General features: G+C 70.1%; 25 protein-coding genes. 1 reads left to right on the top strand and 24 read right to left on the bottom strand.

Features of this window, described 5'->3' with window-relative positions:
• Positions 1-10 precede the first annotated feature (10 nt).
• The 12 genes from coaBC to pyrR all read right to left on the bottom strand — a co-directional run bounded on the left by coaBC (position 11) and on the right by pyrR (position 12,896).
• On the bottom strand, positions 11-1,213 hold the full coding sequence (gene coaBC, locus AAW14_RS03400; RefSeq protein WP_265559667.1) for a bifunctional phosphopantothenoylcysteine decarboxylase/phosphopantothenate--cysteine ligase CoaBC: 1,203 nt from the start codon (positions 1,211-1,213) through the stop codon (positions 11-13).
• A gap of 158 nt (positions 1,214-1,371) precedes the next feature.
• Positions 1,372-1,641, bottom strand: a complete 270-nt coding sequence (gene rpoZ / locus AAW14_RS03395; RefSeq protein WP_129310310.1) for a DNA-directed RNA polymerase subunit omega — start codon at positions 1,639-1,641, stop codon at positions 1,372-1,374.
• 51 nt (positions 1,642-1,692) lie between these two features.
• Positions 1,693-2,250 carry a guanylate kinase gene (gene gmk / locus AAW14_RS03390; protein WP_265559664.1) on the bottom strand — a complete coding sequence of 186 codons (558 nt, stop codon included), beginning with the start codon at positions 2,248-2,250 and terminating at the stop codon, positions 1,693-1,695.
• A gap of 37 nt (positions 2,251-2,287) precedes the next feature.
• Entirely contained in the window at positions 2,288-2,611 is a 324-nt protein-coding gene (locus tag AAW14_RS03385) for an integration host factor (RefSeq protein ID WP_103844829.1), read from the bottom strand.
• A 277-nt stretch (positions 2,612-2,888) separates the two neighbouring features.
• The gene (pyrF, locus tag AAW14_RS03380; RefSeq protein ID WP_265559662.1) at positions 2,889-3,734 is read right to left on the bottom strand and encodes an orotidine-5'-phosphate decarboxylase; all 846 of its coding nucleotides are present in this window, start codon (positions 3,732-3,734) and stop codon (positions 2,889-2,891) included.
• Complete coding sequence (locus AAW14_RS03375; protein WP_265559660.1) at positions 3,731-4,837, bottom strand: quinone-dependent dihydroorotate dehydrogenase; 1,107 nt, start codon at positions 4,835-4,837, stop codon at positions 3,731-3,733. Before AAW14_RS03375 ends, pyrF begins: the two co-directional genes overlap by 4 nt.
• Positions 4,838-4,893: 56 nt before the next feature.
• Complete coding sequence (gene carB, locus AAW14_RS03370; protein ID WP_265559658.1) at positions 4,894-8,202, bottom strand: carbamoyl-phosphate synthase large subunit; 3,309 nt, start codon at positions 8,200-8,202, stop codon at positions 4,894-4,896.
• Positions 8,195-9,337, bottom strand: coding sequence for a glutamine-hydrolyzing carbamoyl-phosphate synthase small subunit (gene carA / locus AAW14_RS03365; protein WP_265559656.1), 1,143 nt, complete (start codon positions 9,335-9,337; stop codon positions 8,195-8,197). Before carA ends, carB begins: the two co-directional genes overlap by 8 nt.
• Complete coding sequence (locus AAW14_RS03360; RefSeq protein WP_265559654.1) at positions 9,334-9,894, bottom strand: hypothetical protein; 561 nt, start codon at positions 9,892-9,894, stop codon at positions 9,334-9,336. Before AAW14_RS03360 ends, carA begins: the two co-directional genes overlap by 4 nt.
• Positions 9,891-11,204 (bottom strand): dihydroorotase, encoded by a 1,314-nt coding sequence (locus AAW14_RS03355; RefSeq protein ID WP_265559651.1) that lies wholly within the window; start codon positions 11,202-11,204, stop codon positions 9,891-9,893. Before AAW14_RS03355 ends, AAW14_RS03360 begins: the two co-directional genes overlap by 4 nt.
• A gap of 5 nt (positions 11,205-11,209) precedes the next feature.
• Positions 11,210-12,223: an aspartate carbamoyltransferase catalytic subunit gene (locus AAW14_RS03350; RefSeq protein ID WP_265559649.1), complete on the bottom strand. Its 1,014-nt coding sequence runs from the start codon at positions 12,221-12,223 to the stop codon at positions 11,210-11,212.
• A 100-nt stretch (positions 12,224-12,323) separates the two neighbouring features.
• Complete coding sequence (pyrR, locus tag AAW14_RS03345; protein ID WP_265559647.1) at positions 12,324-12,896, bottom strand: bifunctional pyr operon transcriptional regulator/uracil phosphoribosyltransferase PyrR; 573 nt, start codon at positions 12,894-12,896, stop codon at positions 12,324-12,326.
• 240 nt (positions 12,897-13,136) lie between these two features.
• Between pyrR and bldD the strand changes: the two genes are divergently transcribed.
• Positions 13,137-13,637 carry a transcriptional regulator BldD gene (bldD, locus tag AAW14_RS03340; RefSeq protein ID WP_055492879.1) on the top strand — a complete coding sequence of 167 codons (501 nt, stop codon included), beginning with the start codon at positions 13,137-13,139 and terminating at the stop codon, positions 13,635-13,637.
• Positions 13,638-13,884: 247 nt separating this feature from the next.
• On the opposite strand, the gene nusB is transcribed toward bldD, so the two are convergent.
• The 12 genes from nusB to AAW14_RS03280 form a co-directional block, all read right to left on the bottom strand.
• Positions 13,885-14,313 carry a transcription antitermination factor NusB gene (gene nusB / locus AAW14_RS03335; protein ID WP_265559645.1) on the bottom strand — a complete coding sequence of 143 codons (429 nt, stop codon included), beginning with the start codon at positions 14,311-14,313 and terminating at the stop codon, positions 13,885-13,887.
• Positions 14,314-14,315: 2 nt separating this feature from the next.
• Entirely contained in the window at positions 14,316-14,882 is a 567-nt protein-coding gene (gene efp, locus AAW14_RS03330; protein WP_265559643.1) for an elongation factor P, read from the bottom strand.
• Between the two features lie 44 nt (positions 14,883-14,926).
• Positions 14,927-16,033 (bottom strand): aminopeptidase P family protein, encoded by a 1,107-nt coding sequence (locus AAW14_RS03325; RefSeq protein ID WP_265559641.1) that lies wholly within the window; start codon positions 16,031-16,033, stop codon positions 14,927-14,929.
• A gap of 158 nt (positions 16,034-16,191) precedes the next feature.
• Positions 16,192-17,064 carry a Pro-rich N-terminal domain-containing protein gene (locus tag AAW14_RS03320; RefSeq protein WP_265559639.1) on the bottom strand — a complete coding sequence of 291 codons (873 nt, stop codon included), beginning with the start codon at positions 17,062-17,064 and terminating at the stop codon, positions 16,192-16,194.
• A 257-nt stretch (positions 17,065-17,321) separates the two neighbouring features.
• Complete coding sequence (gene aroB / locus AAW14_RS03315) at positions 17,322-18,413, bottom strand: 3-dehydroquinate synthase (protein WP_265559637.1); 1,092 nt, start codon at positions 18,411-18,413, stop codon at positions 17,322-17,324.
• Entirely contained in the window at positions 18,410-18,925 is a 516-nt protein-coding gene (locus AAW14_RS03310) for a shikimate kinase (RefSeq protein ID WP_265559635.1), read from the bottom strand. The genes aroB and AAW14_RS03310 overlap by 4 nt, the downstream gene beginning before the upstream one ends.
• Complete coding sequence (gene aroC / locus AAW14_RS03305; protein ID WP_265559633.1) at positions 18,922-20,106, bottom strand: chorismate synthase; 1,185 nt, start codon at positions 20,104-20,106, stop codon at positions 18,922-18,924. The genes AAW14_RS03310 and aroC overlap by 4 nt, the downstream gene beginning before the upstream one ends.
• 205 nt (positions 20,107-20,311) lie before the next feature.
• Positions 20,312-21,148 (bottom strand): shikimate dehydrogenase, encoded by an 837-nt coding sequence (locus tag AAW14_RS03300; RefSeq protein WP_265559631.1) that lies wholly within the window; start codon positions 21,146-21,148, stop codon positions 20,312-20,314.
• A 7-nt stretch (positions 21,149-21,155) separates the two neighbouring features.
• Positions 21,156-22,982 carry an endolytic transglycosylase MltG gene (gene mltG / locus AAW14_RS03295; RefSeq protein WP_265559628.1) on the bottom strand — a complete coding sequence of 609 codons (1,827 nt, stop codon included), beginning with the start codon at positions 22,980-22,982 and terminating at the stop codon, positions 21,156-21,158.
• Positions 22,983-23,104: 122 nt separating this feature from the next.
• Positions 23,105-23,569 carry a Holliday junction resolvase RuvX gene (gene ruvX, locus AAW14_RS03290; protein WP_265559626.1) on the bottom strand — a complete coding sequence of 155 codons (465 nt, stop codon included), beginning with the start codon at positions 23,567-23,569 and terminating at the stop codon, positions 23,105-23,107.
• A gap of 14 nt (positions 23,570-23,583) precedes the next feature.
• Entirely contained in the window at positions 23,584-26,256 is a 2,673-nt protein-coding gene (gene alaS, locus AAW14_RS03285) for an alanine--tRNA ligase (RefSeq protein WP_265559624.1), read from the bottom strand.
• Entirely contained in the window at positions 26,256-26,603 is a 348-nt protein-coding gene (locus tag AAW14_RS03280) for a hypothetical protein (RefSeq protein WP_265559622.1), read from the bottom strand. The genes alaS and AAW14_RS03280 overlap by 1 nt, the downstream gene beginning before the upstream one ends.
• Position 26,604: the final 1 nt, after the last annotated feature.

Genomic DNA, 26,604 nt, shown 5'->3' with positions numbered 1-26,604 from the left:
AATGAAACGTTCAGGCCAGGCGGCGTGCCACGAGGTCCCACACAGTTTCGGCCAGCGCTTCCTTCGGCCCGTACGGCACCGGGGTCTCACTGCCGTCGACACCGAGCACGACCGCCTCGTTCTCCTCGGAGCCGAAGGTCTTGCGCTCGCCCACCTCGTTCACCACCAGCAGGTCGCAGCCCTTGCGTTCCAGCTTCGTCCGGCCGTTCGCCAGCACGTCGTCCGTCTCCGCGGCGAAGCCGACGACCACCTGGCCGGGTCGGGCGCGGTCGGCAGAGATCTCCGCGAGAATGTCCGGATTCCTGACCAGGACGATCGGCTCGGGGTCCTGGCCGTCCTTCTTCTTGATCTTTCCCGACGCGTACACCGCGGGGCGGAAGTCCGCCACCGCGGCCGCCATCACCACGGCGTCCGCGTCCGCAGCGGCCTTCAGCACGGCCTCGCGCAGCTGCACCGCGGTCCCCACCTGTACGACGTCCACCCCGGCCGGATCGGGCAGGCCCGTGTTCGCGGCGATCAGGGTGACACGGGCGCCCCGGGCCGCTGCCGTACGAGCCAGGGCGTAGCCCTGTTTGCCGGAGGAGCGGTTGCCGAGGAAGCGGACGGGGTCGAGCGGCTCGCGGGTGCCTCCGGCGCTGACCACGACGTGCCGGCCCGTCAGGTCCGGCTCGGTCACGCCCCGCGCGAGCACCCGGCGGCACACCTCGAAGATCTCGGCCGGGTCGGGCAGCCGGCCCTTGCCCGTGTCCACGCCGGTCAGCCGGCCCACGGCGGGCTCGATCACCACGGCGCCTCGACGCCGCAGCGTCGCCACGTTCTCCTGGGTGGCCGGGTGCTCCCACATCTCGGTGTGCATCGCCGGGGCGAAGACGACCGGGCAGCGAGCGGTCAGCAGCGTGTTGGTGAGGAGGTCGTCGGCGAGGCCGTGAGCCGCCTTGGCGAGCATGTCGGCCGTCGCGGGCGCCACGACCACCAGGTCCGCGTGCTGACCGATACGGACGTGCGGGACTTCGTGGACGTCGTCCCAGACCTCCGTGGAGACGGGGTTGCCGGAGAGGGCGGACCAGGTGGCGGCGCCGACGAAGTGGAGGGCGGAGGCGGTGGGCACCACACGCACGTCGTGCCCGGACTCGGTCAGTCTGCGCAGCAGCTCGCACGCCTTGTACGCGGCGATGCCGCCGCTGACGCCCAGAACCACCTTCGGCTTGTCCACCGTCTCTCCCCGGCCTCGGAAACGTACATCCCCATGCTGCATCACCGCGGGGGACGATCCCCCGCCTCCGAGCAGACCACAGGCCCGGCAGCCGCGCTGCCGGGCCTGTGGAAAAACCTACTGCGGTCCGCAGATATGACTTACTGCACCCGGGCCTGTTACGCCGGGCCCTCGACGGCCTCGGACGTCAGCAGACCCGCGTTGATCTCGCGCAGGGCGATGGAGAGCGGCTTCTCGTGGACGTGGGTGTCGACGAGCGGACCGACGTACTCGAGGAGGCCCTCACCGAGCTGCGAGTAGTACGCGTTGATCTGGCGGGCCCGCTTGGCCGCGTAGATCACGAGGCTGTACTTCGAGTCGGTGGCCTCGAGGAGCTCGTCGATCGGCGGGTTGATGATGCCCTCGGGCGCGGTGATGGAAGAGGACACGCTCTACCTTCCGAAAGATGGGAAAGATCAGACCTGGTCACACAACCCTGATCAGACAACGTCCGTCAAGGCTAGCAGCTCGCGCGCCACGTCCTCGACCGAGGTGTTGACCAGGGTTGCGTCGAACTCGGGCTCCGCCGCCAGTTCGATCCTGGCCGCCTCCAGACGGCGCTCGATCACCTCCGGCGGCTCGGTGCCCCGTCCGGTGAGCCTGCGCACGAGCTCCTCCCAGGAGGGGGGAGCCAGGAACACCAGCTGGGCCTCGGGCATGGACTCGCGGACCTGCCGCGCGCCCTGGAGGTCGATCTCCAGGAGGACCGGCACACCCGCCTCCAGGTGCTCCAGCACGGCCGCTCGCGGGGTGCCGTAGCGGTTGCCCGCGAACTCGGCCCACTCCAGCAGCTCGCCATTGGCGATCAGCTTGTCCATCTCGTCGTCGGTGACGAAGAAGTAGTGGACTCCGTGCTGCTCACCGGGGCGGGGCTTTCGGGTCGTCGCCGAGACCGAGAGCCAGACCTCGGGGTGTTCCTTGCGCATATGGGCGACGACCGTGCTCTTGCCGACCCCTGAGGGGCCGGAGAGCACGGTCAGCCGCGGACGTTCACTCATGCAGCGATTATTCCAGCAATCCCGGAGTGCCCGGGACTCAGCTGGCGGTACCGCCGAACTCGCGCTCGAGGGAGGCGATCTGGTTGGACCCGAGGCCCCGCACGCGGCGGCTCTCGGAGATACCGAGTCGCTCCATGATCTGCTTGGCGCGGACCTTGCCCACGCCCGGCAGGGACTCGAGGAGGGCGGAGACCTTCATCTTGCCGATGACGTCGTTCTCCTGGCCCTGCTTGATGACCTCATGAAGGGAGGCGCCGGAGTGCTTGAGTCGATTCTTGACCTCGGCCCGCTCCCGGCGAGCCGCGGCGGCCTTTTCGAGCGCGGCTGCGCGCTGTTCAGGGGTAAGGGGCGGAAGAGCCACGCCTACGTCACCTCGGATGTCGAACTGTCGGATACGGACCGGTGAGGAACCTAGTCGCCCCACACCTGGGGAGCTACGAGCAACACGCTTGCCCGTTCACTCTCGTCGGAGACTAGCGGGCAAGTGCGCCAGAGTCAGCGAGAACAGCGGAAAAGTCCTGGTCAGCCTCCGTCGAGCCGGACTTTTCGGACATACTGCCCCGGATTTGAGGATGTATTCAGACTTGAGCCGCGTCGAAGACACTCATCGGAGGACTCACAGGGCCCCCGCGGAGGGTCTAGCGGGCGGCCACGGAGGCCCGGATCTCCTGCGCGAAGCGTTCCGCGGCGTCACGCAGAGCGACGACATCGGGACCGTGCCGCAGCACTCCCCGGCTCACGTTCGGCACCACATTGCGCACCGCCGCCCCGAAGACCCCGGGAAGATCGGCCGGAGTGGCTCCCTGTGCCCCGATGCCGGGCGCGAGGAGCGGTCCGTTGATGTCGAGGTCGTAGGACGACAGGTCGCCGAGCGTGGCGCCGACGACCGCGCCGAAGGAGCCGAGGGGCTCCTCCCCGGCGTTCTCGGCCGCGAGGTGGGCGAGCACCGTAGCTCCGACGTTCCGGCCGTCGGCGCGGACGGCGTGCTGTACCTCGCCGCCCTCCGGGTTGGAGGTCAGAGCGAGCACGAAGAGCCCGGCGCCACTCTCGCGCGCCAGCTGCACGGCCGGCTCGAGCGCCCCGTAGCCGAGGTAGGGCGAGACGGTCAGCGCGTCCGAGAACAGCGGGGAGTCCTTGCGAAGGAAGGCCTCGGCGTAGGCGGCCATGGTCGAGCCGATGTCGCCTCGCTTGGCGTCCATGACGACGAGCGCTCCGGCCGCCCTCGCCTCCTCGACCGCCTTCTCCAGGACGGCGATGCCGCGGGAGCCGAAGCGTTCGAAGAAGGCGCTCTGCGGCTTGAGGACCGCCACCCGCTCGGCCATCGCCTCGACGACCGTGCGGCTGAACCGCTCCAGGCCCGCCACGTCGTCGTTCAGGCCCCACTCGGCGAGCAGCGAGGCGTGCGGGTCGATGCCGACGCACAGCGGGCCGCGCTCGTCCATGGCACGGCGCAGGCGCGCGCCGAAGGGTTCCAGACCTGTCATGCGGGCTTCCTCACGTCGGCGCCGACCGCGTCGGCGAGGGTGGCGTACGGGCTGGTGCGCAGGCGCGCCGCGAGCCCCTTGTGGATGGCGCGGGCCCAGAAGGGCCCTTCGTAGATGAACGCGCTGTAGCCCTGCACCAGCGTGGCACCGGCGAGGATGCGCTGCCAGGCGTCCTCGGCGTTCTCGATGCCGCCGACGCCCACCAGGGTGATGCGGTCGCCCACGCGCGCGTAGAGGCGGCGCAGAACCGCCAGGGAGCGCGTTTTCAGCGGCGCGCCCGACAGCCCGCCGGTCTCCTTCACCAGGGAGGCCGCGGACTTCAGACCCAGGCCCTCACGCGCGATGGTGGTGTTCGTGGCGATGATCCCGTCCAGGCCCAGTTCCACGGCGAGGTCGGCGACGGCGTCGATGTCCTCGTCGGCGAGGTCGGGGGCGATCTTCACCAGGAGCGGGACGCGCCGCGTGGCGACCATACGATCGGCGGCCTCGCGGACGGCGCTCAGCAGCGGGCGCAGTGCCTCGGTCGCCTGCAGATTGCGCAGGCCGGGTGTGTTCGGGGACGAGACGTTGACGACCAGGTAGTCGGCGTACGGTGCGAGCCGCTCGGCCGACTTCACGTAGTCCCCGACGGCCTCGGCCTCCGGGACGGCCTTGGTCTTGCCGATGTTCACGCCCACGACGGTCCGGAAGACGGGCGTGCGCGAGGCCAGGCGCGCGGCGACGGTCAGCGAGCCGTCGTTGTTGAAGCCCATCCGGTTGATCAGCGCCCGGTCCGCGACGAGTCGGAACAGCCGCTTCTTCGGGTTGCCCGGCTGCGGTTCCCCGGTCACGGTGCCGATCTCCACGTGGTCGAAGCCGAGCATCGACATCCCGTCGATCGCGACGGCGTTCTTGTCGAAGCCGGCCGCCAGCCCGAAGGGGCCGTGCATACGCAGCCCGAAGGCCTCCGTGCGCAGCTCCTTGTAGCGAGGCGCGAGGGCGGCCGCGAAGAACGTGCGCAGTACGGGGATGCGGACGGCGCGGCGGATCCAGCGGAAGGCCAGGTGGTGGGCCTGCTCCGGGTCCATCCGCTGGAAGACCAGACGGAAGAAAAGCTTGTACATCACTCAGTGTCCTCACGAAGAGGGGGACACCGTTTCCGATGTCCCCCTCAGGGCTGCTAGTCGCGGGCGGCGGTCAGGTGTTCCGCGTGTTCCTGGAGCGAACGGACGCCGACGTCGCCGTGGTTGAGCGCGTCGATGCCCTGGACCGCCGCGGCGAGCGCCTGGACCGTCGTCAGGCACGGCACGGACCGGGCCACGGCCGCCGTACGGATCTCGTAGCCGTCGAGGCGGCCGCCGGTGCCGTACGGGGTGTTGACGATCAGGTCGACCTCGCCGTCGTGGATGAGCTGGACGATGGTCTTCTCGCCGTTCGGGCCGGTGCCCTCGGACTGCTTGCGCACGATCGTGGCGTTGATGCCATTGCGCTTGAGCACCTCGGCTGTGCCGGACGTGGCGAGCAGCTCGAAGCCGTGGGCGACCAGCTCACGCGCCGGGAAGATCATCGAGCGCTTGTCCCGGTTGGCGACCGAGATGAAGGCGCGGCCCTTGGTCGGCAGCGGACCGTAGGCGCCCGCCTGCGACTTGGCGTACGCCGTACCGAAGACGGAGTCGATGCCCATGACCTCGCCGGTGGAGCGCATCTCCGGGCCCAGGACCGTGTCGACGCCCCGCCCGTGGATGTCACGGAAGCGGGACCACGGCATCACGGCCTCCTTGACGGAGATCGGAGCGTCGAGCGGAAGCTCGCCGCCGTCGCCGTGCGCCGGCAGCAGCCCCTCGGCCCGCAGCTCGGCGATGGTCGCGCCCAGGGAGATCCGGGCGGCGGCCTTCGCCAGCGGCACCGCGGTCGCCTTCGAGGTGAAGGGGACGGTGCGGGAGGCACGCGGATTGGCCTCGAGGACGTAGAGGATGTCGCCCGCCATCGCGAACTGGATGTTGATCAGCCCGAGTACCCCGACGCCGCGCGCAATCGCCTGGGTCGAGGCCCGCAGCCGCTTGATGTCGAAGCCGCCCAGCGTGATCGGCGGCAGCGCGCACGCCGAGTCGCCGGAGTGGATGCCGGCCTCCTCGATGTGCTCCATGACCCCGCCGAGATAGAGCTCCTCGCCGTCGTAGAGGGCGTCGACGTCGATCTCGATCGCGTCGTCGAGGAAGCGGTCGACCAGTACCGGCCGGGAGGGGCTGATCTCGGTCGACTCGGCGATGTACGACGCCAGCCGGGCCTCGTCGTACACGATCTCCATGCCGCGTCCGCCGAGGACGTAGGAGGGCCGGACGAGGACCGGGTAGCCGATCTCGTCAGCGATGGCCTTGGCCTCCGCGAAGGTGGTGGCGGTGCCGTGCTTGGGGGCCGGGAGGCCGGCCTCCGCGAGCACGCGGCCGAACGCGCCGCGGTCCTCGGCGGCGTGGATCGCCTCCGGGGAGGTGCCCACGATCGGCACGCCGTTGTCCTTGAGCGCCTGCGCCAGGCCCAGCGGGGTCTGGCCGCCCAGCTGGACCACGACACCCGCGATCGGGCCGGCCTGCTGCTCCGCGTGGACGATCTCCAGCACGTCCTCCAGCGTCAGCGGCTCGAAGTAGAGCCGGTCGGAGGTGTCGTAGTCCGTGGAGACCGTCTCCGGGTTGCAGTTGACCATCACGGTCTCGTACCCGGCGTCGGACAGTGCGAAGGAGGCGTGGACGCAGGAGTAGTCGAACTCGATGCCCTGGCCGATGCGGTTGGGGCCGGAGCCCAGGATGATCACCGCGGGCTTCTCACGCGGCGCGACCTCGCTCTCCTCGTCGTAGGAGGAGTAGAAGTACGGCGTCTTCGCCGCGAACTCGGCGGCGCAGGTGTCGACCGTCTTGTAGACCGGGCGGATGCCCAGCGCGTGCCGGACCTCGCGCACGACGTCCTCGCGCAGCCCGCGGATCTCGCCGATCTGCTGGTCGGAGAAGCCGTGCCGCTTGGCCTCGGCGAGCAGGTCGACGTCCAGGCGTTCGGCCTCGGCCAGCTCGTCCGCGATCTCCTTGATGAGGAAGAGCTGGTCGACGAACCACGGGTCGATCCTCGTGGACTCGAAGACCTCCTCGGGTGTGGCGCCCGCGCGGATGACCTGCATGACCGTGTTGATCCGGCCGTCGGTGGGACGGGCGGCCTCGCGCAGCAGCTCGTCCTTGTCGCCGGGGTCCCCGACGAACGTGAACTGGCTGCCCTTCTTCTCCAGCGAGCGCAGCGCCTTCTGGAAGGCCTCGGTGAAGTTGCGCCCGATCGCCATGGCCTCACCGACCGACTTCATGGTGGTCGTCAGCGTGCTGTCGGCGCTCGGGAACTTCTCGAAGGCGAACCGCGGAGCCTTGACGACCACGTAGTCGAGGGTCGGCTCGAAGGAGGCCGGGGTCTCGCGGGTGATGTCGTTCGGGATCTCGTCGAGCGTGTAGCCGACGGCCAGCTTGGCCGCGATCTTGGCGATCGGGAATCCGGTCGCCTTGGAGGCGAGGGCCGACGAACGCGACACGCGCGGGTTCATCTCGATGACGATCACACGGCCGTCGTCGGGGTTCACCGCGAACTGGATGTTGCAGCCGCCGGTGTCGACGCCGACCTCGCGGATGACGGCGATGCCGATGTCGCGCAGGATCTGGTACTCGCGGTCGGTCAGCGTCATCGCCGGGGCGACGGTGATCGAGTCGCCGGTGTGCACGCCCATCGGGTCGAAGTTCTCGATGGAGCAGACGACCACGACGTTGTCGTGCTTGTCGCGCATCAGCTCCAGCTCGTACTCCTTCCAGCCGAGGATGGACTCCTCCAGGAGCACCTCGGTGGTCGGCGAGAGGGTCAGGCCCTGTCCGGCGATGCGGCGCAGCTCGTCCTCGTCGTGCGCGAAGCCGGAGCCGGCGCCGCCCATGGTGAAGGACGGGCGGACGACGACCGGGTAGCCGCCGAGCCGCTCGACGCCGGCCAGCACCTCCTCCATGGAGTGGCAGATGACGGACCGGGCGGACTCGCCGTGCCCGATCTTCCCCCGGACGGCCTCCACGACCTCCTTGAACTGGTCGCGGTCCTCGCCCTTGTGGATGGCCTCGACGTTGGCGCCGATCAGTTCGACGCCGTACTTCTCCAGTACGCCGTTCTCGTGCAGCGAGATGGCCGTGTTGAGCGCCGTCTGGCCGCCCAGCGTGGGCAGCAGCGCGTCCGGCCGCTCCTTGGCGATGATCTTCTCGACGAACTCCGGGGTGATCGGCTCGACGTACGTGGCGTCGGCGATCTCCGGGTCGGTCATGATCGTCGCGGGGTTGGAGTTGACCAGGACGACCCGCAGGCCCTCGGACTTCAGGACCCGGCACGCCTGGGTGCCGGAGTAGTCGAACTCGGCGGCCTGGCCGATGACGATCGGGCCGGAGCCGATGACCAGGACGGACTGGATATCGGTGCGCTTAGGCACGCTGGCCCTCCATCAGGGATACGAAGCGGTCGAACAGGTAGGCGGCGTCGTGCGGACCCGCGGCAGCTTCGGGGTGGTACTGGACGCTGAAGGCCGGCCGGTCGAGCAGTTGGAGACCCTCCACCACGTTGTCGTTGAGGCACACGTGGGAGACCTCGGCACGGCCGTAGGGGGTGTCGGACACCTGGTCGAGCGGGGCGTCGACGGCGAAGCCGTGGTTGTGCGCGGTGACCTCGACCTTGCCGGTCGTACGGTCCTGCACCGGCTGGTTGATGCCGCGGTGGCCGTACTTCAGCTTGTAGGTGCCGAAGCCGAGCGCGCGGCCCAGGATCTGGTTGCCGAAGCAGATGCCGAACAGGGGTGTGCCGCGCTCCAGGACGGCCTGCATGACCGAGACGGGGTGGTCGGCGGTGGCCGGGTCACCGGGGCCGTTGGAGAAGAACACGCCGTCCGGGTTCACGGCGTACACGTCCTCGGCGGTCGCCGTCGCGGGCAGCACATGCACCTCGATGCCGCGCTCGGCCATGCGGTGCGGGGTCATGCCCTTGATGCCGAGGTCGACGGCGGCGACGGTGAACTTCTTCTCACCGATCGCGGGGACGACGTAGGGCTGCGTGGTGGCGACCTCGGCGGAGAGGTCCGCGCCCTTCATCTCGGGGGACTGGCGGACCTCGGCGAGCATCGTGCCCTCGTCGGGCAGCGCGTTGCCGGAGAAGATGCCGACGCGCATGGCGCCGCGCTCGCGCAGATGGCGGGTCAGCGCACGGGTGTCGATGCCGCTGATGCCGACGACGCCCTGGTGGCGCAGTTCCTCGTCCAGCGAGCGCTTGGCGCGCCAGTTGGAGGGCACGCGGGCGGGGTCGCGTACGACGTAGCCCGCGACCCAGATCCGCTTCGACTCGGGGTCCTCGTCGTTGACGCCGGTGTTGCCGACGTGGGGGGCGGTCATCACGACGACCTGGCGGTGGTACGACGGGTCGGTGAGGGTCTCCTGGTAGCCGGTCATACCGGTCGAGAACACTGCCTCGCCGAAGGTCACCCCCACGGCCCCGTAGGCACGGCCGCGGAAGATCCGGCCGTCCTCCAGGACAAGAACGGCGGGAGCCTTCGCAGCTCCCCTGGTGGAGGTCGTCATCGTGCGCCTTCCGTCTTGTTGATCATCTGGTTCAGGGTGGCGACCCACTCGTTGTGCTCGGCCGCGCGGTCGGAGCGGAACCCCGAGTCGATCAGCCTGTCGCCGTGCGCCCAGGTCACCACCAGCAGACCGCCCTCGGTGAGGACCTTGCCCGCGATGCCCTTGTCGAGCCGGGCCTCACGCAGCTGCGCGGCCGGGACGAAGAAGTCGCTCGCCCCGGGGCGTACGACGTCCAGGCCCGCCTCCGTGAGCGTGAGCTCCACCCGGCTACGAGTGCCCAGCCCATGGGCCACGATGCGGTCCAGCCACTGTCCTGCGGTGGTGGAGCCGTGGTAGCGACCGCTCATGCTCAGTTTCGCCGGGCCCGGCTCCTCGGGCGCGCTGGGCAGCTCCGGAAGGTCGCCCTGGAGGGTGCCGCGCCACTTCCAGCCCTCGCGCATCAGCCAGTAGACGAGGGCGACGAGGAGGACGAGTCCGACGAGCCAGCCGATACGGGCGGCCCAGTCGGTCACTTCCGCCGATTTCTTTTCGGCGGCGAGCAGGATGAGAGGTGTCACGCGAGCTTCCCGTCGACGAGCGTGGCCTTGCCCCGCAGCCAGGTGTGGGTGACACGGCCCGGCAGCTCACGGCCCTCGTACGGAGTGTTGCGGCTGCGCGAGGCGAAGCCCGCGGGGTCCACGAACCCACGGTATGCCGTGTCGACGAGCGTGAGGTTCGCGGGCTCACCTGCCGAGACGGGGCGGCCGTGGCCGGTGGCCCGGCCGATCTTCGCGGGCTGGATGGACATGCGGTCCGCGACGCCCGACCAGTCGAGCAGCCCGGTGTCGACCATCGTCGCCTGGACCACGGACAGGGCGGTCTCCAGACCGACCATGCCCATGGCGGCGGCGGCCCACTCGCAGTCCTTGTCCTCGTGCGGGTGCGGGGCGTGGTCGGTGGCGACGATGTCGATCGTGCCGTCGGCGAGGGCCTCGCGCAGCGCCCTGACGTCGCGTTCGGTGCGCAGCGGCGGGTTGACCTTGTAGACCGGGTTGTAGGTGCGCACCAGCTCGTCCGTGAGCAGGAGGTGGTGCGGGGTGACCTCGGCGGTGACGTCGATGCCGCGGGACTTCGCCCATCGCACGATCTCGACGGACCCGGCGGTCGACAGATGGCAGATGTGCACCCGGGAGCCGACGTGCTCGGCGAGGAGGACGTCGCGGGCGATGATCGACTCCTCGGCGACCGCCGGCCAGCCCCCGAGCCCCAGCTCGGCGGAGACGACGCCCTCGTTCATCTGGGCGCCCTCGGTCAGCCGCGGCTCCTGGGCGTGCTGGGCTACGACACCGCCGAAGGCCTTCACGTACTCCAGCGCCCGGCGCATGATCACCGCGTCGTCGACGCACTTGCCGTCGTCGGAGAAGACCGTGACCCCGGCCGCCGACTCGTGCATGGCGCCCAGCTCGGCGAGCTTCCTGCCCTCCAGGCCGACGGTGACGGCGCCGATGGGCTGCACATCGCAGTAGCCGTGTTCCCTGCCGAGCCGCCAGACCTGCTCGACGACACCGGCGGTGTCGGCCACCGGGAAGGTGTTGGCCATGGCGAACACGGCCGTGTAGCCGCCGCTCGCGGCGGCCCGCGTACCGGTCAGGACGGTCTCGGAGTCCTCGCGGCCGGGCTCGCGCAGATGGGTGTGCAGATCGACGAGGCCCGGCAGCAGCACCTTGCCGTCCGCCTCGACGACCTCGGCGCCCTCGGCGGACAGCCCGGCACCACTCCAGTCGATTTCGCCCTGCCGGGCGGTGGCGGCGATCGTCTCGCCGTCGATCAGCACGTCCTGCGGCTCGCCGCCGAGCACCTTCGCACCACGGATCAGGATCTTGCTCATGGGTTCTACTTCTCCTCGGTACGGGTCTGGGTGGCGGCGGGCGCGTGGTTCGCGTCGGGGGCGGCCTTCGTCTCCGCCACGGCCCCGCCGAGCAGCAGGTAGAGGACCGCCATGCGGATGGAGACGCCGTTGGCGACCTGCTCCACGGCGGTGCAGCGGTCGGAGTCGGCGACCTCGGCGGTGATCTCCATGCCGCGGACCATCGGGCCGGGGTGCATCACGATGGCGTTCTCGGGCATCTTCGCCATGCGGTCGGCGTCGAGGCCGTAGCGCCGTGAGTACTCGCGCTCGGTGGGGAAGAAGGCGGCGTTCATGCGCTCGCGCTGGACGCGCAGCATCATCACCGCGTCGGACTTGGGAAGGGTGCTGTCGAGGTCGTAGGAGACCTCGCAGGGCCAGGACTCTATGCCGACCGGCAGCAAGGTGGGCGGGGCGACGAGGGTGACCTCGGCGCCGAGCGTGTGCAGCAGGTCGACGTTGGAGCGGGCGACACGGCTGTGCAGCACGTCGCCGACGATGGTGATGCGCTTGCCGGCCAGGTCGCGGCCGAGCCCGGCGTCCCGGCCGACGAGGCGGCGCCGCATGGTGAAGGCGTCGAGCAGGGCCTGCGTGGGGTGCTGGTGGGTGCCGTCGCCGGCGTTGATCACGGCCGCGTCGATCCAGCCGGAGTTGGCCAGCCGGTAGGGGGCCCCGGAGGCGCCGTGCCGGATGACGACGGCGTCGACGCCCATGGCCTCCAGGGTCTGGGCGGTGTCCTTGAGGGACTCGCCCTTGGAGACGCTGGACCCCTTGGCGGAGAAGTTGATGACGTCCGCCGACAGGCGCTTCTCGGCGGCCTCGAAGGAGATCCGGGTGCGGGTGGAGTCCTCGAAGAAGAGGTTGACGACGGTGCGGCCGCGCAGGGTCGGCAGTTTCTTGATCGGCCGATCCGCGACCCGGGCCATCTCCTCGGCGGTGTCGAGGATCAGGACGGCGTCGTCACGGGTGAGGTCGGCGGCCGAGATGAGATGACGCTGCATCTTTCAGGCTCCGTAAGACATGTCAATCGGGAGGATTCGGGCGGACGGGCGCGCGTGAGAGCGCACTCCGGGCCATACGCCGGTGGCGTACGCCGGAGTGCTACTGCTGTGCGCCCGGGGCGGCCTGCTTCACGCCGAGCAGCACGGTGTCGCGACCGTCCTCCTCGGCGAGCTGGACCTTGACCGTCTCCCGCAACGACGTGGGGAGGTTCTTGCCGACGTAGTCGGCGCGGATCGGCAGCTCGCGGTGGCCTCGGTCCACGAGGACCGCGAGCTGGACCGCGCGGGGACGCCCGATGTCGTTCAGGGCGTCGAGGGCGGCGCGGATGGTACGGCCGGAGAAGAGGACGTCGTCCACGAGGACGACGAGGCGGCCGTCGACGCCGTCACCGGGGATCTCGGTGCGGGCGAGCGCACGCGGCGGCTGCATGCGCAGATCGTCCCGGTACATGGTGATGTCGAGGGAGCCGACCGGTACGGAGCGGCCGGTGATCTGCTCGAGCTTGGCGGCCAGCCGCCGGGCGAGGAAGACCCCCCGGGTCGGAATGCCGAGGAGAACCACGTCGTCGGCTCCCCTGGCGCGCTCGACGATCTCGTGGGCGATACGGGTCAACACCCGTGCGATGTCAGGGCCTTCGAGGACGGGCCGTGCATCGGAATACTGCATGTCCATACGAAACGGACCTCCTTCTCCGCCTCACGGGACGGACCTTAAAGGACGTCGGAATTGCGCCATACACGCTACCAGCCCGCCGACGGTGGCTCTTCACCCCCCTGGCGTCTCCCGTCACTCGTGTGGCGTTACCGCACGTCATCTACCACGGAAGGGTCGGTCGGAACCATTCGGCTTGACGGGGGAGAGTCACGCTGCGTAACCTCACAGTGAGTCACCAGCCTTCGTCCGGGGAGCCATATGTCCAGCGAATACGCCAAACAGCTCGGGGCCAAGCTCCGGGCCATCCGCACCCAGCAGGGCCTTTCCCTCCACGGTGTGGAGGAGAAGTCCCAGGGACGCTGGAAGGCGGTCGTGGTCGGTTCGTACGAGCGTGGGGACCGCGCCGTCACCGTGCAGCGCCTCGCCGAGCTGGCGGATTTCTACGGTGTTCCGGTACAGGAGCTGCTGCCCGGCACCACCCCTGGTGGGGCCGCCGAGCCGCCGCCGAAGCTCGTCCTTGACCTGGAGCGCCTGGCCAACGTGCCCGCCGAGAAGGCAGGCCCCCTCCAGCGGTATGCGGCGACGATCCAGTCCCAGCGCGGTGACTACAACGGCAAGGTGCTGTCGATCCGCCAGGACGACCTGCGCACGCTCGCGGTCATCTACGACCAGTCGCCGTCCGTCCTGACCGAGCAGCTGATCAGCTGGGGCGTCCTGGACGCGGACGCACGCCGCGCGGTCTCCCACGAGGAGAGCTGACCGCTCCAGTCCCAGCAGAAACGTGCCGCCCGGGGTGACCGGACCACTGTGGTCCGGTCACCCCGGGCGGTTTTCGTACTCCGCCGGGCACGGGAGCGCCGTGCTCGCTCCAACGGAAGCGCCGGCCCGCCCGTACGCCGGGGGCCCGCAGCACACTGGCTGCGGGCCCCCGGCATTCGTATGACGTTGTGCTTCCGGTGATCACCGTGCCCCCGAGGGGCGCACCGGGCGGAGCGGCGTCGCGGAGCTACTCTCGGCGCAACGACGGCTTCAGATCCTTCAGCCGGCCGAGCAGCCCGTTGACGAAGGCGGGCGACTCGTCCGTGGAGAACTCCTTGGCGAGCTGCACCATCTCGTCCAGCACCACGGCGTCCGGGGTCTCGTCGACCCAGATCAGCTCGTAGGCGCCGAGGCGCAGAATGTTGCGGTCGACCACCGGCATCCGGTCGAGCGTCCAGCCGACCGCGTACTGCGCGATCAGCTCGTCGATGCGCTTCGCGTGCTCCGAGTAGCCCTCGACAAGCTGCATCGTGTACTCGCTCACCGGCGGCTGCCGGGTGTCGGTCCGCGAGTGCCGGATCCAGTCCGCGAGGACCGTGAGGACGTCGGCCTCGCGCTGGTCACCCTCGAACAGGATCTGGAAGGCGCGCTTACGGGCCGTGTTACGAGCAGCCACGGTTAGCTGTTCACCCGGCCGAGGTAGTCGCTCGTACGGGTGTCGACCTTGATCTTCTCACCGGTGGTGATGAAGAGCGGGACCTGGATCTGGTGGCCGGTCTCCAGCGTGGCGGGCTTGGTGCCGCCGGTGGAGCGGTCGCCCTGGACGCCCGGCTCGGTCTCGGCGATCGTCAGCTCGACGGCGGCGGGGAGCTCGACGAAGAGCACCTCGCCCTCGTGCCGGGCGACGGTGGCCGTGAAGCCCTCGATCAGGAAGTTGGCGGCGTCACCGACGGCCTTGCGGTCCACGTGGAGCTGGTCGTACGTCTCCAGATCCATGAAGACGAAGTACTCGCCGTCCATGTACGAAAACTGCATGTCGCGCTTGTCGACAGTGGCCGTCTCCACCTTGACGCCGGCGTTGAACGTCTTGTCGACGACCTTGCCGGAGAGCACGTTCTTGAGCTTGGTGCGCACGAAGGCCGGGCCCTTGCCGGGCTTGACGTGCTGGAACTCGACGACGGACCAGAGCTGGCCGCCTTCGAGCTTGAGCACCATGCCGTTCTTGAGGTCGTTCGTGGAAGCCACGGTTGCGGAATCTCCTGGACTGACGTACGACCCCGGGGCGCGCGCTACAGCGCGAGCAGCTCCTTGGTCGTGATGGTGAGTAGCTCGGGTCCGCCGTCCGCCTCGGGGCGTACGACGAGCGTGTCATCGATCCGGACACCGCCCCTGCCGGGGAGGTGGACCCCCGGTTCGACAGTGACCGGCACGCAAGCGTCCAGTTTACCCATGGCCGCGGGAGCCAACTGCGGGTCCTCGTCGATTTCGAGCCCCACACCGTGCCCGGTCAACGGCGGAAGGCCCCCTCCGTACCCCGCGGAATCCAGTACCTGACGTGCGGCGCGGTCCACGTCCCGGTACGCGGCGCCGGGCGCGAGAGCCTGGCGTCCGGCGCGCTGGGCAGCGAAGACGAGGTCGTACAGCTCGATCTGCCACTCGGCGGGCGAGGTGCCGATGACGAACGTACGGCCGATCTCGCAGCGATAGCCGCGGTAGGTGGCTCCCAGGCAGACGGAGAGGAAGTCCCCCTCCTCCACGCGCCGGTCGGTGGGGCGGTGACCACGGCGGCCGGAGTTCGGGCCGGTGGCGACCGAGGTGGTGAAGGCCGGCCCGTCGGCTCCGTGGTCGACGAGGCGACGCTCCAGCTCCAGGGCGAGATGGCGCTCGGTGCGGCCCACGAGGATCGATTCGAGCAGCTCGCTCAGGGCCTGGTCGACGATCTCCGCCCCGATCCGCAGCAGGGAGATCTCCTCCTCGTCCTTGATGAGGCGCAGCTGCTCGACCGCGCTGCCGAGGTCGGCGAGCCGCAGCCGGGGCGCGATCGTCCGCAGGGCGCGGTGCCGGGCGACGGTGAGGTGGTGCTCCTCGACCGCGAGGGACTCCGCACCCTGTGCGGCGGCCAGATCGGCCGCCGCGACGGCCGGGTCCTGGCCGGTCACCGGCAGCACCTGCACCCGCAGCGCCTCGTCGGGGCGCCCGTAGGCGGGGTGGTCGTCCGGCGGCCCGGCGCACAGCAGTACGTCCTCGCCGAGTCCCAGCAGCAGTACGGCGCCCTTGGGAGCGGCGCCCGCGAGATAGCGGACATTGGCGGGACGGGACACCAGCGTCGTCGCACTGCCACCCGCGCTGCAGCGTTCCCTCAACCGCTCCCGGCGGGCCGCGTACACCTCTGACATGACCCGAGCCTACGAGCGGTGGCCGGATGTCGCCGGTCCAGCGGGTCCGGACGGGCGGTGGGCGCCCGTCCGGGGCGCCGGGGGCTCTGGGCAGCTCCCGGCGCCCGACGATCCGGGAGGCGCCCTCCTACGGCTTTTCCATGGCGGCGGTCAGCACCTCACCATGGGGGCGGGCTCGCGATCGAGCGGGCCAGTACCTCGTCCAGTACCCGGGCCGTGCCCACCACGTCGAGCTGGGAATTGTCGATGATCGGCAGCCCCGAGCCGTACCAGCCGGCCATCCGGCCGTGGATCCGGGCGACCTCCTCGTCGGTGAGACGGCGGTTGCCGGTGCGCTCCGCGTTGCGCTCCAGGACTATCTCCAGGCCGGGGAGCAGGACGACCGGCAGCAGACCGGGACCCACATGCCGTTTCCAGCCACCGAGGCCGACGACGGGGCGGTCCGGGAAGACGGCGTCGTCGAGGATGCAGGATATGCCGTTGGCCAGGAAGTTTCGGGCCGCGAAGCCGCAGGTGCGGCGGGCGAGACGGTACTGCGCCTCCGAGTTGTCGTTCCACCCCGACTGGGGGTCGGCGAAGCCCGAGCGCACCCATTCGCGGACGTCGTCGAGGCTGATGTGAGCCGTGGGGACCCTTCGGTGGTCGGCCCAGTACTTCGCCACGCTGGTCTTGCCCGCACCGGCCGGGCCGATGAGCAGCACGGCCAGCGTGGTGCAGGAGGGGTCGGGCGCGCCCGCGGCGGGCGGCGTGGCCGGTATCCCGACCGGATCGCCCTGCGGAAGCTGCACATGGCCCGTGGTGTCGGATGCCGGAGGTGCGGGTGCGGGATGCGGCGGAATGTGCATGTGGGGTGCACCGGGAGGCACCGGTGGTCCCGTGAAGCCCGGCGCGGGAGCGGGCGGAATTCCCGGCACTGGGCCCGGATGGGCGCCCGGCTGTCCCGGGTGGTGTGCGGCCGGGGACCAGGCGGTCCCCGGATCGTGCCCCGGCTGGTGGGGCGGCGGCAGCGGAGCTCCCACTGCGTGCTGCATCCGGTGCCACTCCGTCTCGTTCTTTCGGGCTCGTTCGCCTCCGGGGCGCCAGAGCCGGTGCCGAGCACCTCGGTTCACCCGCTGCAGGCGATTGTCGCTGGCAGCAGGGCCTGACGCCCTGCTCCCACCGAACGGTACCGTCCCCGGCCGTCGTTGTGTGAACGGCCGGGGACGGCCCGAAGTGCCCATCGCCACAGGCAAATCCGGTCAACCCGCTCCGACGGTGACGACCCGCCCGCCGCGGTGCCGGGGAGGAGCTACTCCCCCACTTCGCCGTACGCGGCGAGGAGAACGGCGGGGTCGGGGCCTTCCAGGACGGTGGGCTTGGCCAGGCCGTCCAGGACGATGAAGCGGAGCAGGTCACCGCGGGACTTCTTGTCGACCTTCATGGTCTCCAGGAGCTTGGGCCACTGGTCATAGCGGTAGTGCAGTGGCAGCCCCACCGACTCCAGGATCGTGCGGTGCCGGTCGGCGGTGGCGTCGTCCAACCGGCCCGCCAGGCGCCCCAGTTCGGCGGCGAAGTGCATACCGACGGCGACGGCGGCGCCGTGCCGCCACTTGTACCGTTCGTTCTTCTCGATCGCGTGACCGAGCGTGTGCCCGTAGTTGAGGATCTCCCGCAGACCGGACTCCTTCAGGTCCGAGGAGACCACCTCGGCCTTGACCTTGATGGAGCGCTCGATCAGCTCGGCGGTGTGCGGGCCCGCCGGAGTGCGGGCGGCCTGAGGGTCGGACTCGATCAGTTCCAGGATCACCGGATCGGCGATGAAGCCGGTCTTGATGACCTCGGCCAGCCCGGAGACGTAGTCGTTGACCGGGAGCGAGTCCAGCGCCGCCAGATCGCACAGCACGCCCGCGGGCGGATGGAATGCGCCCACCAGGTTCTTGCCCTCGGCCGTGTTGATGCCTGTCTTGCCGCCCACCGCCGCGTCCACCATCGCCAGCACGGTGGTGGGGATCGCGATCCACCGCACCCCGCGCAGCCAGGTCGCGGCCACGAACCCGGCCAGGTCCGTGGTGGCCCCGCCGCCCACGCCCACAATGACGTCGCTGCGGGTGAAGCCGGACTGGCCCAGCGCCTTCCAGCAGTAGGCGGCGACCTCCGCGGTCTTCGCCTCCTCCGCGTTCGGCACCTGGATCGCGATCGCCTCGAAGCCCTGCCCGGCCAGGTCGGCGCGGAGCGCGTCACCCGTCCCGGCCAACGCCTCCGGGTGGATCACCGCGACCCGCTTGGCCTTGTCGCCGACCAACCCGGCGAGTTCGCCGAGGAGTTGACGGCCCACCAGGACCTCGTACGGGTCGGTGCCCGCGGTGCCGCCGACCTGGATCCGCGTCACTGCCTCGCTCATGCTTCCTTCAACTCCAGTGCGTCCAGGACGGCTTGCGTGACCTCTTCCGGGCCCCGCCGGTCGGTGGCGACGACGGCCGTCGCGACCTCCTCGTACAGATGGCGGCGGGACTCCATCAGCTCGCGCCACTGCCGGCGCGGATTGACCGCCAGCAGTGGGCGGGCCGCGTTCAGACCGGTCCGCTTGACCGCCTCCTCGACGTCCATCGCCAGATAGACGACAGGCCGGCCGGCCAGCAGCTCCCGGGTGTCAGCGTCGAGGATCGCTCCGCCGCCCAGGGCGAGGACGCCGTCGTGCTCGGCGAGCGCCCGCTGCACCGCCTGCTTCTCGATCGCGCGGAAGACGGGCTCGCCCTCGTCCACGAAGATGTCGGCGATGGTGCGGCCCTGTTCGGCCACGATGTCCTCGTCCGTGTCCCGGTAGCCCACGCCCAGCCGCTCGGCCAGCAGCTGCCCGACGGTGGACTTGCCCACGCCCATCGGGCCGACCAGGACGACCAGCGGCGTGTTCACCGGATGGCCAGGTTCTCGAGGTACGACCGCACGTTGCGCCGGGTCTCGGTCACGCTGTCGCCGCCGAACTTCTCCGCCACCGCGTCCGCGAGGACGAGGGCCACCATGGCCTCCGCGACGATGCCGGCCGCCGGCACCGCGCACACGTCCGAGCGTTGGTGGTGCGCCTGCGCCGCCTCGCCGGTGGACACGTCCACCGTCTGCAACGCCCGCGGCACCGTCGCGATCGGCTTCATCGCGGCACGCACGCGCAGCAGCTCACCCGTGGACAGACCGCCCTCGGTGCCGCCGGAGCGGCCCGTGGCCCGCCGGATGCCCTCGTCGGTGACGACGATCTCGTCGTGCGCCTTCGAGCCCGGCACGCGCGCCAGCTCGAACCCGTCACCGACCTCGACGCCCTTGATCGCCTGAATGCCCATCAGCGCCGCCGCGAGCCGGGCGTCCAGGCGCCGGTCCCAGTGCACGTGCGAGCCCAGCCCGACCGGAACGCCGTACGCCAGCACCTCGACCACTCCGCCGAGGGTGTCACCGTCCTTGTGCGCCTGGTCGATCTCCGCGACCATCGCCTTCGAGGCGTCCGCGTCAAGGCAGCGCACCGGGTCCGCGTCGAGCCTGTCCACATCCGCGGGGGTCGGGTGGACGCCGTAGGGGGCCTTGGCCGAGGCCAGCTCGACGACGTGCGAGACGACCTCGATCCCGGCCGTCTCCTTCAGGTACGACCGCGCCACCGCTCCGAGCGCCACCCGCGCCGCCGTCTCACGGGCCGACGCACGCTCGAGAATGGGCCGCGCCTCGTCGAACCCGTACTTCTGCATGCCCGCCAGATCCGCGTGCCCGGGACGCGGGCGGGTCAGCGGCGCGTTGCGGGCCAGGGCGGCCAGGGTCTCCGCGTCCACCGGGTCGGCAGCCATCACCTGTTCCCACTTGGGCCACTCGGTGTTGCCCACCATGATCGCCACCGGGGAGCCGAGCGTGAGGCCGTGCCGGACGCCGCCCAGGAAGGTGACCTCGTCCCGCTCGAACTTCATGCGCGCACCGCGCCCATAGCCCAGCCGCCGCCGCGCCAGGTGATCCGCCACCATCTCGGTGGTGATCGGCACGCCGGCGGGAAGGCCCTCCAGCGTCGCGACAAGTGCGGGACCGTGGGACTCCCCCGCGGTCAGCCAGCGCAACCTGCTCAACGGTGCTCCTCAGTGCTCGCGCCCTGGTACTGCCCTGCGTACGCGCGTCCTCGCGTACGGCGACGGCGCGACCGGGTGCGCGGCCCCGGCCCGCCACCTCCGATCCTCCCACGTCCGGCGGCACGAACCGGTCCCAGGTCCATCAGGCGGACGCGAGCGGGCACGGGTCGGCACTCCACCGTCACCGCCTCCGGGCGAGTCCGTCCTAGCGGGCCGCCAGGGCGTGCTCACCCGCCTTGCGCATGGCGTCCAGCGGGGCGGGTGCGCGGCCCGTCATCTGTTCGACCTGGAGCACCGCCTGGTGAACAAGCAGATCAAGGCCGCTGACGACGGCGCCGCCGTACCCGGACCAGCGCGCCGCGAGAACGGTGGGCCAGGGGTCGTACAGCACGTCGAACAGGGTCGCCGGACGCTCCGGGACGGCCGCGGCCAGGGCGTCCGTCGTCCCGGCCGGAGTGGTGGCGACGACCAGTGGCGCGCGCAGCGCGCGTTCGGCGTCCGCCCAGTCCGCGGTCCGCACGTCGACCTCGAGCCGCTCGCCCCACTGCCGCATCTCGGCGGCACGGGCCTCGCTGCGCACATAGGCGACGACCTCGCCGGTGCAGATCCGGGCGAGCGCGGCGAGCGCGGAGGAGGCGGTGGCACCGGCGCCGAGGATCGCCGCCGAGTCGACCTGTTCGATCCCGCGCTCGCGCAGGGCGGCGACCATGCCGGGGATGTCGGTGTTGTCGCCGACGCGCTTCCCGTCCCGGGTGAACACCACGGTGTTGACGGCCTCCACCGAAGCCGCCGTGTCGCTGATCGAGTCGAGCAACGGAATGACGGCCCGCTTGAGCGGCATGGTCAGCGACAGCCCGGCCCACTCGGGCCCGAGCTCCGCGAAGAACCCGGGCAGCGCCTCCTCGTCGACCTCGAACCGGTCGTACGACCAGCCCTTCAGCCCCAGTTCCTCGTACGCGGCGCGGTGCAGCACCGGTGAGAGGGAGTGGGCGATCGGGGAGCCGAGGACGGCGGCCCGGCGCTTGCTGGCGGTGCCCGTCATCGTCCCTTCATTGTCCCTTCTTCTGCTCTTGAAGGTATTTCTCGCGGTTGCGGTTCTGCTCCGCGTTCGTCTCGGCGAAGAGCGTCTCGTTGTCGCTGATCGAGACGAAGTAGTACCAGTTGCCCTTGGCGGGGTTGAGGGCGGCCTGGATGGCCACCTCCCCGGGGTTGTCGATCGGTCCGGGGGGCAGGCCCTTGATCTTGTACGTGTTGTACGGGTCGTTGATCTGCCGCAGTGCGTTGACGGAGCCGGTGGCGAGCTTGGACTGTCCACGCAGGTAGTTCACCGTCGAGTCGAAGTCGAGCAGGCCGTAGGTCTCGGTGTTGTCCGGCTTGAGCCGGTTGTAGACGACCGTGGCGACCTTCTCGAAGTCGTGTTTGTACTTGCCCTCGGCCTGGACGAGGCTCGCGACCGTCAGGACCTGCAGCGGGTTCTGCAGATTGAGGCTCTGCGCCTTGGCCTGGATGCCGAACTCGGCGTACTTCGCCTTGGCCATGTCGACCATTTGCTTGAGGACGTCCTCGGGTGTCATGCCCTTGGCGACCGGATAAGCGGAGGGGTACAGGAATCCTTCCAGCGGATCCTTGATCCCCTTGCCGGTGTCGGCCCAGTCGGGAAGCCCGAAGGTCTTCCACTTGCTCTTGGCGATGTCGCTGGTGGTGCCTGCCTTGAGCTGGAGACGGGAGTCGATCGCCGCGTAGATCTTGGTGTTGCGCCAGCCCTCGGCGATGATCAGGTTGTTCTTGCTCTTCGGGCTGAGCATCAACTCGACGGCGGCGGCCGCGGACATGTGCTTGTTCAGCGTGTACGTGCCCGCCTGGATGGTCTTGCCGTTGGGGTTCTGCGCCTGCGCCGCCACGAACGCGTCCACGCTCTTGACGACACCGGCCTGTTTCAGCACCTGTCCGATGGTGTAACCGCCGGACCCCTTCGGGATGGTGACCGTGACCTGCTCGCCCGTGCCCTCCCCCACATAGTCGGGCGCGGCGCCGAAACGGCTTTTGTAGTACTGATACCCGAAATATCCGGCTCCGCCGATGCCACCGCCGAAGACCAGCACGACCACCAGGCAGGCGCAGCCGTTGCGGCGCTTCTTCCCCTTGCCCTTGCCGCCGCGCCCCCGGCGGTCGTCCTGCTCGTCGTCCTCCGCCTCGTCATCGTCGCCCCCGCCCGCAAAGAAGGCGTGTTCGCCCTCGTCGGGCCCCGGGTCCCAGTCGGTCTGGGGTTCCGGTTCCGCGCGCCGCCGGTTCGGCGGCTCGGGCGGCGGGTACGCGTCGGGCGTCTGGTAGAAGTCGGGCTGCCCATCGCCGTACGTGCCGGCCTGCGTGCCGTACGGATCGGCGGGGTCGGCCGGGTAGGGAGCATGGCCCTGCCCGCTGCCGTCCCAGCCTCCGTTGCCGTACTCCTGCGGCGTTCGACCGGGGTAGTGCTGCCCGTGCGGTTGGGGTCCTGGCTGCTGGTACTGCTGCTGCCCCTGGCCCCCGTACTGGTCGTGGCCCTGCTGCCCCTGGTTCCCGTACTGGTTGTGGCCCTGCTGCCCCTGGTTCCCGTACTGGTCGTGGCCCTGCTGCCCCTGGTTCCCGTACTGGTTGTGGCCCTGCTGCCCCTGGTTCCCGTACCGCTGGTAGTCGTTGTGCCCCTGGTCGTATCCGGCCTGCGGACCGCTCTCCCAGTCGCCGTAGTGCTGCTGCGGCTGCCCCGGGTAGTGCTGCGGCTGGCCGCCGTAGGGGGACTGGGCCGCGTGGGCCTGCTGTCCTCCCCATCCGCCGTCCCCGTACAACGGGTCCTCCGGATGCCACGGTGCGGAGCTTGAGCCCCGGCCATACTCAGTCATCGATCCCCTTGAGCCGCGAGACGGCGGTCGCGGCCGATCCCGACCCGGCTTCCGATCCGCCTCTTGCTGTGCGATGGCTGTTCGAACACCCTCGCATCGCGCGGAACGTTACCGTATCGCGATCAGATGACCACTTCGACGCCCTCGCCGGGTGATTGTCCTGACACCCGTTCGGATTCCAGCGCCTGCTGCAGGATGATGACGGCGGCCGCCTGGTCGATCACGGACCGGCCCTTCCTGGACTTCACGCCCGAGGCTCGCAGCCCCTGACTGGCCGTCACCGTGGTCATCCGCTCATCCACCAGCCTGACCGGAACGGGCGCGATCGAACGGGCCAGTTCCTGGGCGAAGCCGCGGACCTTGACGGCAGCCGGGCCCTCGCCGCCCTTGAGGGAGCGAGGGAGACCCACGACGACCTCGATGGGCTCATACTCCTCGACGAGTTGCTTCAGCCGGCGATGGGCCGCCGGGATGTCCCGCCCCGGGACCGTCTCCACCGGAGTGGCCAGGATCCCGTCGGGGTCGCACGAGGCGACCCCGATCCGGGCGTCACCGACATCGATCGCGAGTCGGCGTCCTCTTCTCATGCTCGCGGCCGTTCCTACTTGGCTGTCTCGGCGACCAGGCGCTCCACGGCGTCGACGGCCTCGCCGACGGCGGACGGGTTCTGGCCACCGCCCTGCGCGACGTCCGGCTTGCCGCCACCGCCGCCGCCGAGCGTCTTGGCGGCCGTACGGACCAGTTCACCGGCCTTGAGACCGCGCTCGCGGGCGGCCTCGTTGGTGGCGATGACCGTCAGCGGCTTGCCGTTGTTGACGGTGAACAGGGCGACGACCGCCGGCCGCCCGCCCTGGATACGGCCGCGTACGTCGAGAACCAGCTTGCGCAGGTCGTCGGGCGTGGTGCCGTCGGGGACCCGGCCGGTGACGACCGCGACGCCGCGGACGTCCTTGGCGGCCTCGGCGAGACCGGCAGCGGCCTGCAGCACCTTCTCGGCCCGGAACTTCTCGATCTCCTTCTCGGCGTCCTTCAGCTTGCCGAGCATGCTGGAGACCTTCTCGGGCAGGTCCTCCGGACGGCCCTTGAGCAGCTCGGTGAGCTGGTTGACGACCGTGTGCTCGCGGGCGAGGAAGCTGTAGGCGTCGACGCCGACCAGGGCCTCGATACGGCGGACACCGGAGCCGATCGAGGACTCGCCGAGCAGCTTCACCAGACCGAGCTGGGCGGTGTTGTGCACGTGGGTGCCGCCGCACAGCTCCTTGGAGAAGTCGCCGATGGTCACGACGCGCACGCGCTCGCCGTACTTCTCGCCGAACTCGGCGATGGCGCCCTGCTTCTTGGCCTCGTCGATGCCCATGATCTCGGCCTGCACGTCCAGGTCTCGGGCGAGCACCTCGTTGATCTTCTGCTCGACGTCGGTCATCACGGCCGTCGGGACGGCCGACGGGGAGCCGAAGTCGAAGCGGAAGCGGCCGGGCTGGTTCTCGGAACCCGCCTGGGCGGCCGTCGGACCGAGGGCGTCACGCAGGGCCTGGTGGGTGAGGTGCGTGGCCGAGTGGGCGCGGGCAATGGCCTTGCGGCGGCGCGAGTCGATCGAGGCGTGGGCCTTGGCGCCGACGGTCACCTCGCCGACCTGCACCACGCCCTTGTGGACGTACACGCCCGGGACCGGCTTCTGCGTGTCGCGGACCTCGATCACGGCACCGGAGTCCACCTTGATGCGGCCGGTGTCGCCGATCTGGCCGCCGCCCTCGGCGTAGAAGGGGGTGCGGTCGAGGACGACCTCGACCTCGTCGCCCTCGGTCGCGGCCGGCGAGGAGACGCCGTCGACGAGGATGCCGACGATGGTGGACTCGCCCTCGGTGTCCGTGTAGCCGATGAAGTCGGTCTCGCCGGCGGCGTCGGCGATCTCACGGTAGGCGCCGAGGTCGGCGTGGCCGGTCTTCTTGGCCTGGGCATCGGCCTTGGCGCGCTCCCGCTGCTCCTTCATCAGCCGGCGGAAGCCGTCCTCGTCCACGGAAAGCCCCTGCTCGGCGGCCATCTCGAGGGTGAGGTCGATCGGGAAGCCCCAGGTGTCGTGGAGCAGGAAGGCCTTGTCGCCGGGCAGAACACTGCCGCCGGCGGCCTTGGTCTCGGTCACCGCCGTGTCGAGGATGTTGGTGCCGGCCTTCAGCGTCTTCAGGAAGGCGGCCTCCTCGGCGAGGGCGACCTTCTCGATGCGCTCGCGGTCGGTGATGAGCTCGGGGTACTGCTGGCCCATCATCTCGATCACGGTGTCGATGAGCTCCTGGACCACCGGGCCGGTGGCGCCGAGCAGGCGCATGTTGCGGATGGCGCGGCGCATGATGCGGCGCAGCACATAGCCGCGGCCCTCGTTGCCCGGGGTCACTCCGTCACCGATGAGCATGGTGGCGGTGCGCATGTGGTCGGTGACGACGCGCAGCGAGACGTCCGAGTCGTGCGAGTCGCCGTAGGCGACGCCGGTGAGCTCGGTGGCCTTCTTGATCACGGCCATGGAGGTGTCGATCTCGTACATGTTCTGCACGCCCTGCAGAATCATGGCGAGCCGCTCCAGGCCGAGGCCGGTGTCGATGTTCTTGCTCGGCAGATCGCCGAGGATCTCGAATTTGTCCTTGCCGGTGCCCTCGCCGCGCTCGGACTGCATGAAGACGAGGTTCCAGATCTCCACGTACCGCTCGTCGTTGACGGCGGGGCCGCCCTCGACGCCGAACTCCGGGCCGCGGTCGTAGTTGATCTCGGAACAGGGGCCGCAGGGGCCGGGCACGCCCATGGACCAGAAGTTGTCCTTCATGCCCAGACGCTGGATGCGCTCGGCCGGGACGCCGATCACGTCGCGCCAGATCTGCTCGGCCTCGTCGTCGTCCTGGTAGACCGTGATCCACAGGCGCTCGGGGTCGAGGCCGTAACCGCCCTTGTCCTGGGGCGTGGTGAGCAGTTCCCAGGCGAACTTTACGGCGCCTTCCTTGAAGTAGTCGCCGAAGGAGAAGTTGCCGCACATCTGGAAGAACGTGCCGTGCCGCGTGGTCTTGCCGACCTCTTCGATGTCGGGCGTGCGCACGCACTTCTGCACGCTGGTGGCGCGCGGGAACGGCGGCTTGACCTCACCCAGGAAGTAGGGCTTGAAGGGCACCATGCCGGCCGGGACGAGCAGCAGAGTCGGGTCGTCCGCGATGAGCGACGCCGAAGGGACGACGGTGTGACCGCGCTCCTCGAAGAAGCTCAACCAGCGGCGGCGGATTTCAGCCGACTCCATCAGTGGTCCTCATTCCGGTTGTACGAGTACGTCGACGTGTCGATGTACTTCGGGTCGTTGCGGTTCTCGACGGCGGTGTACCGCCGGGGTGCGGGGAGCTGGTCGACGGGCGCGTTCAGCCCGAGCGCGTCGTCCAGCTCGGCCTCCCGCTGGGCCATGCCCGCGCGGACGTCGGACGCGAAGTCCAGCGCGCGGTCCTTGAGCCGGTGGCCCGTCTCGACCGCCTTGTTCGCCGCCTGCGCGGCCAGGCTCTCGGGGGTCAGCTGCCTCAGCTTGCGGTTGACCTTGGTGGTGGCCCACACACCGGCGGCGACGCCCGTGGTGAACCAGAAGGTACGGCGGAACATC

Origin of the sequence: Streptomyces hygroscopicus, from assembly GCF_026168105.1 — a bacterium.
GTDB lineage: Bacteria > Actinomycetota > Actinomycetes > Streptomycetales > Streptomycetaceae > Streptomyces > Streptomyces hygroscopicus_D.
The sequence above is the reverse complement of the archived record's forward strand: the minus strand, read 5'-3'. Positions and strand labels throughout refer to the sequence as shown.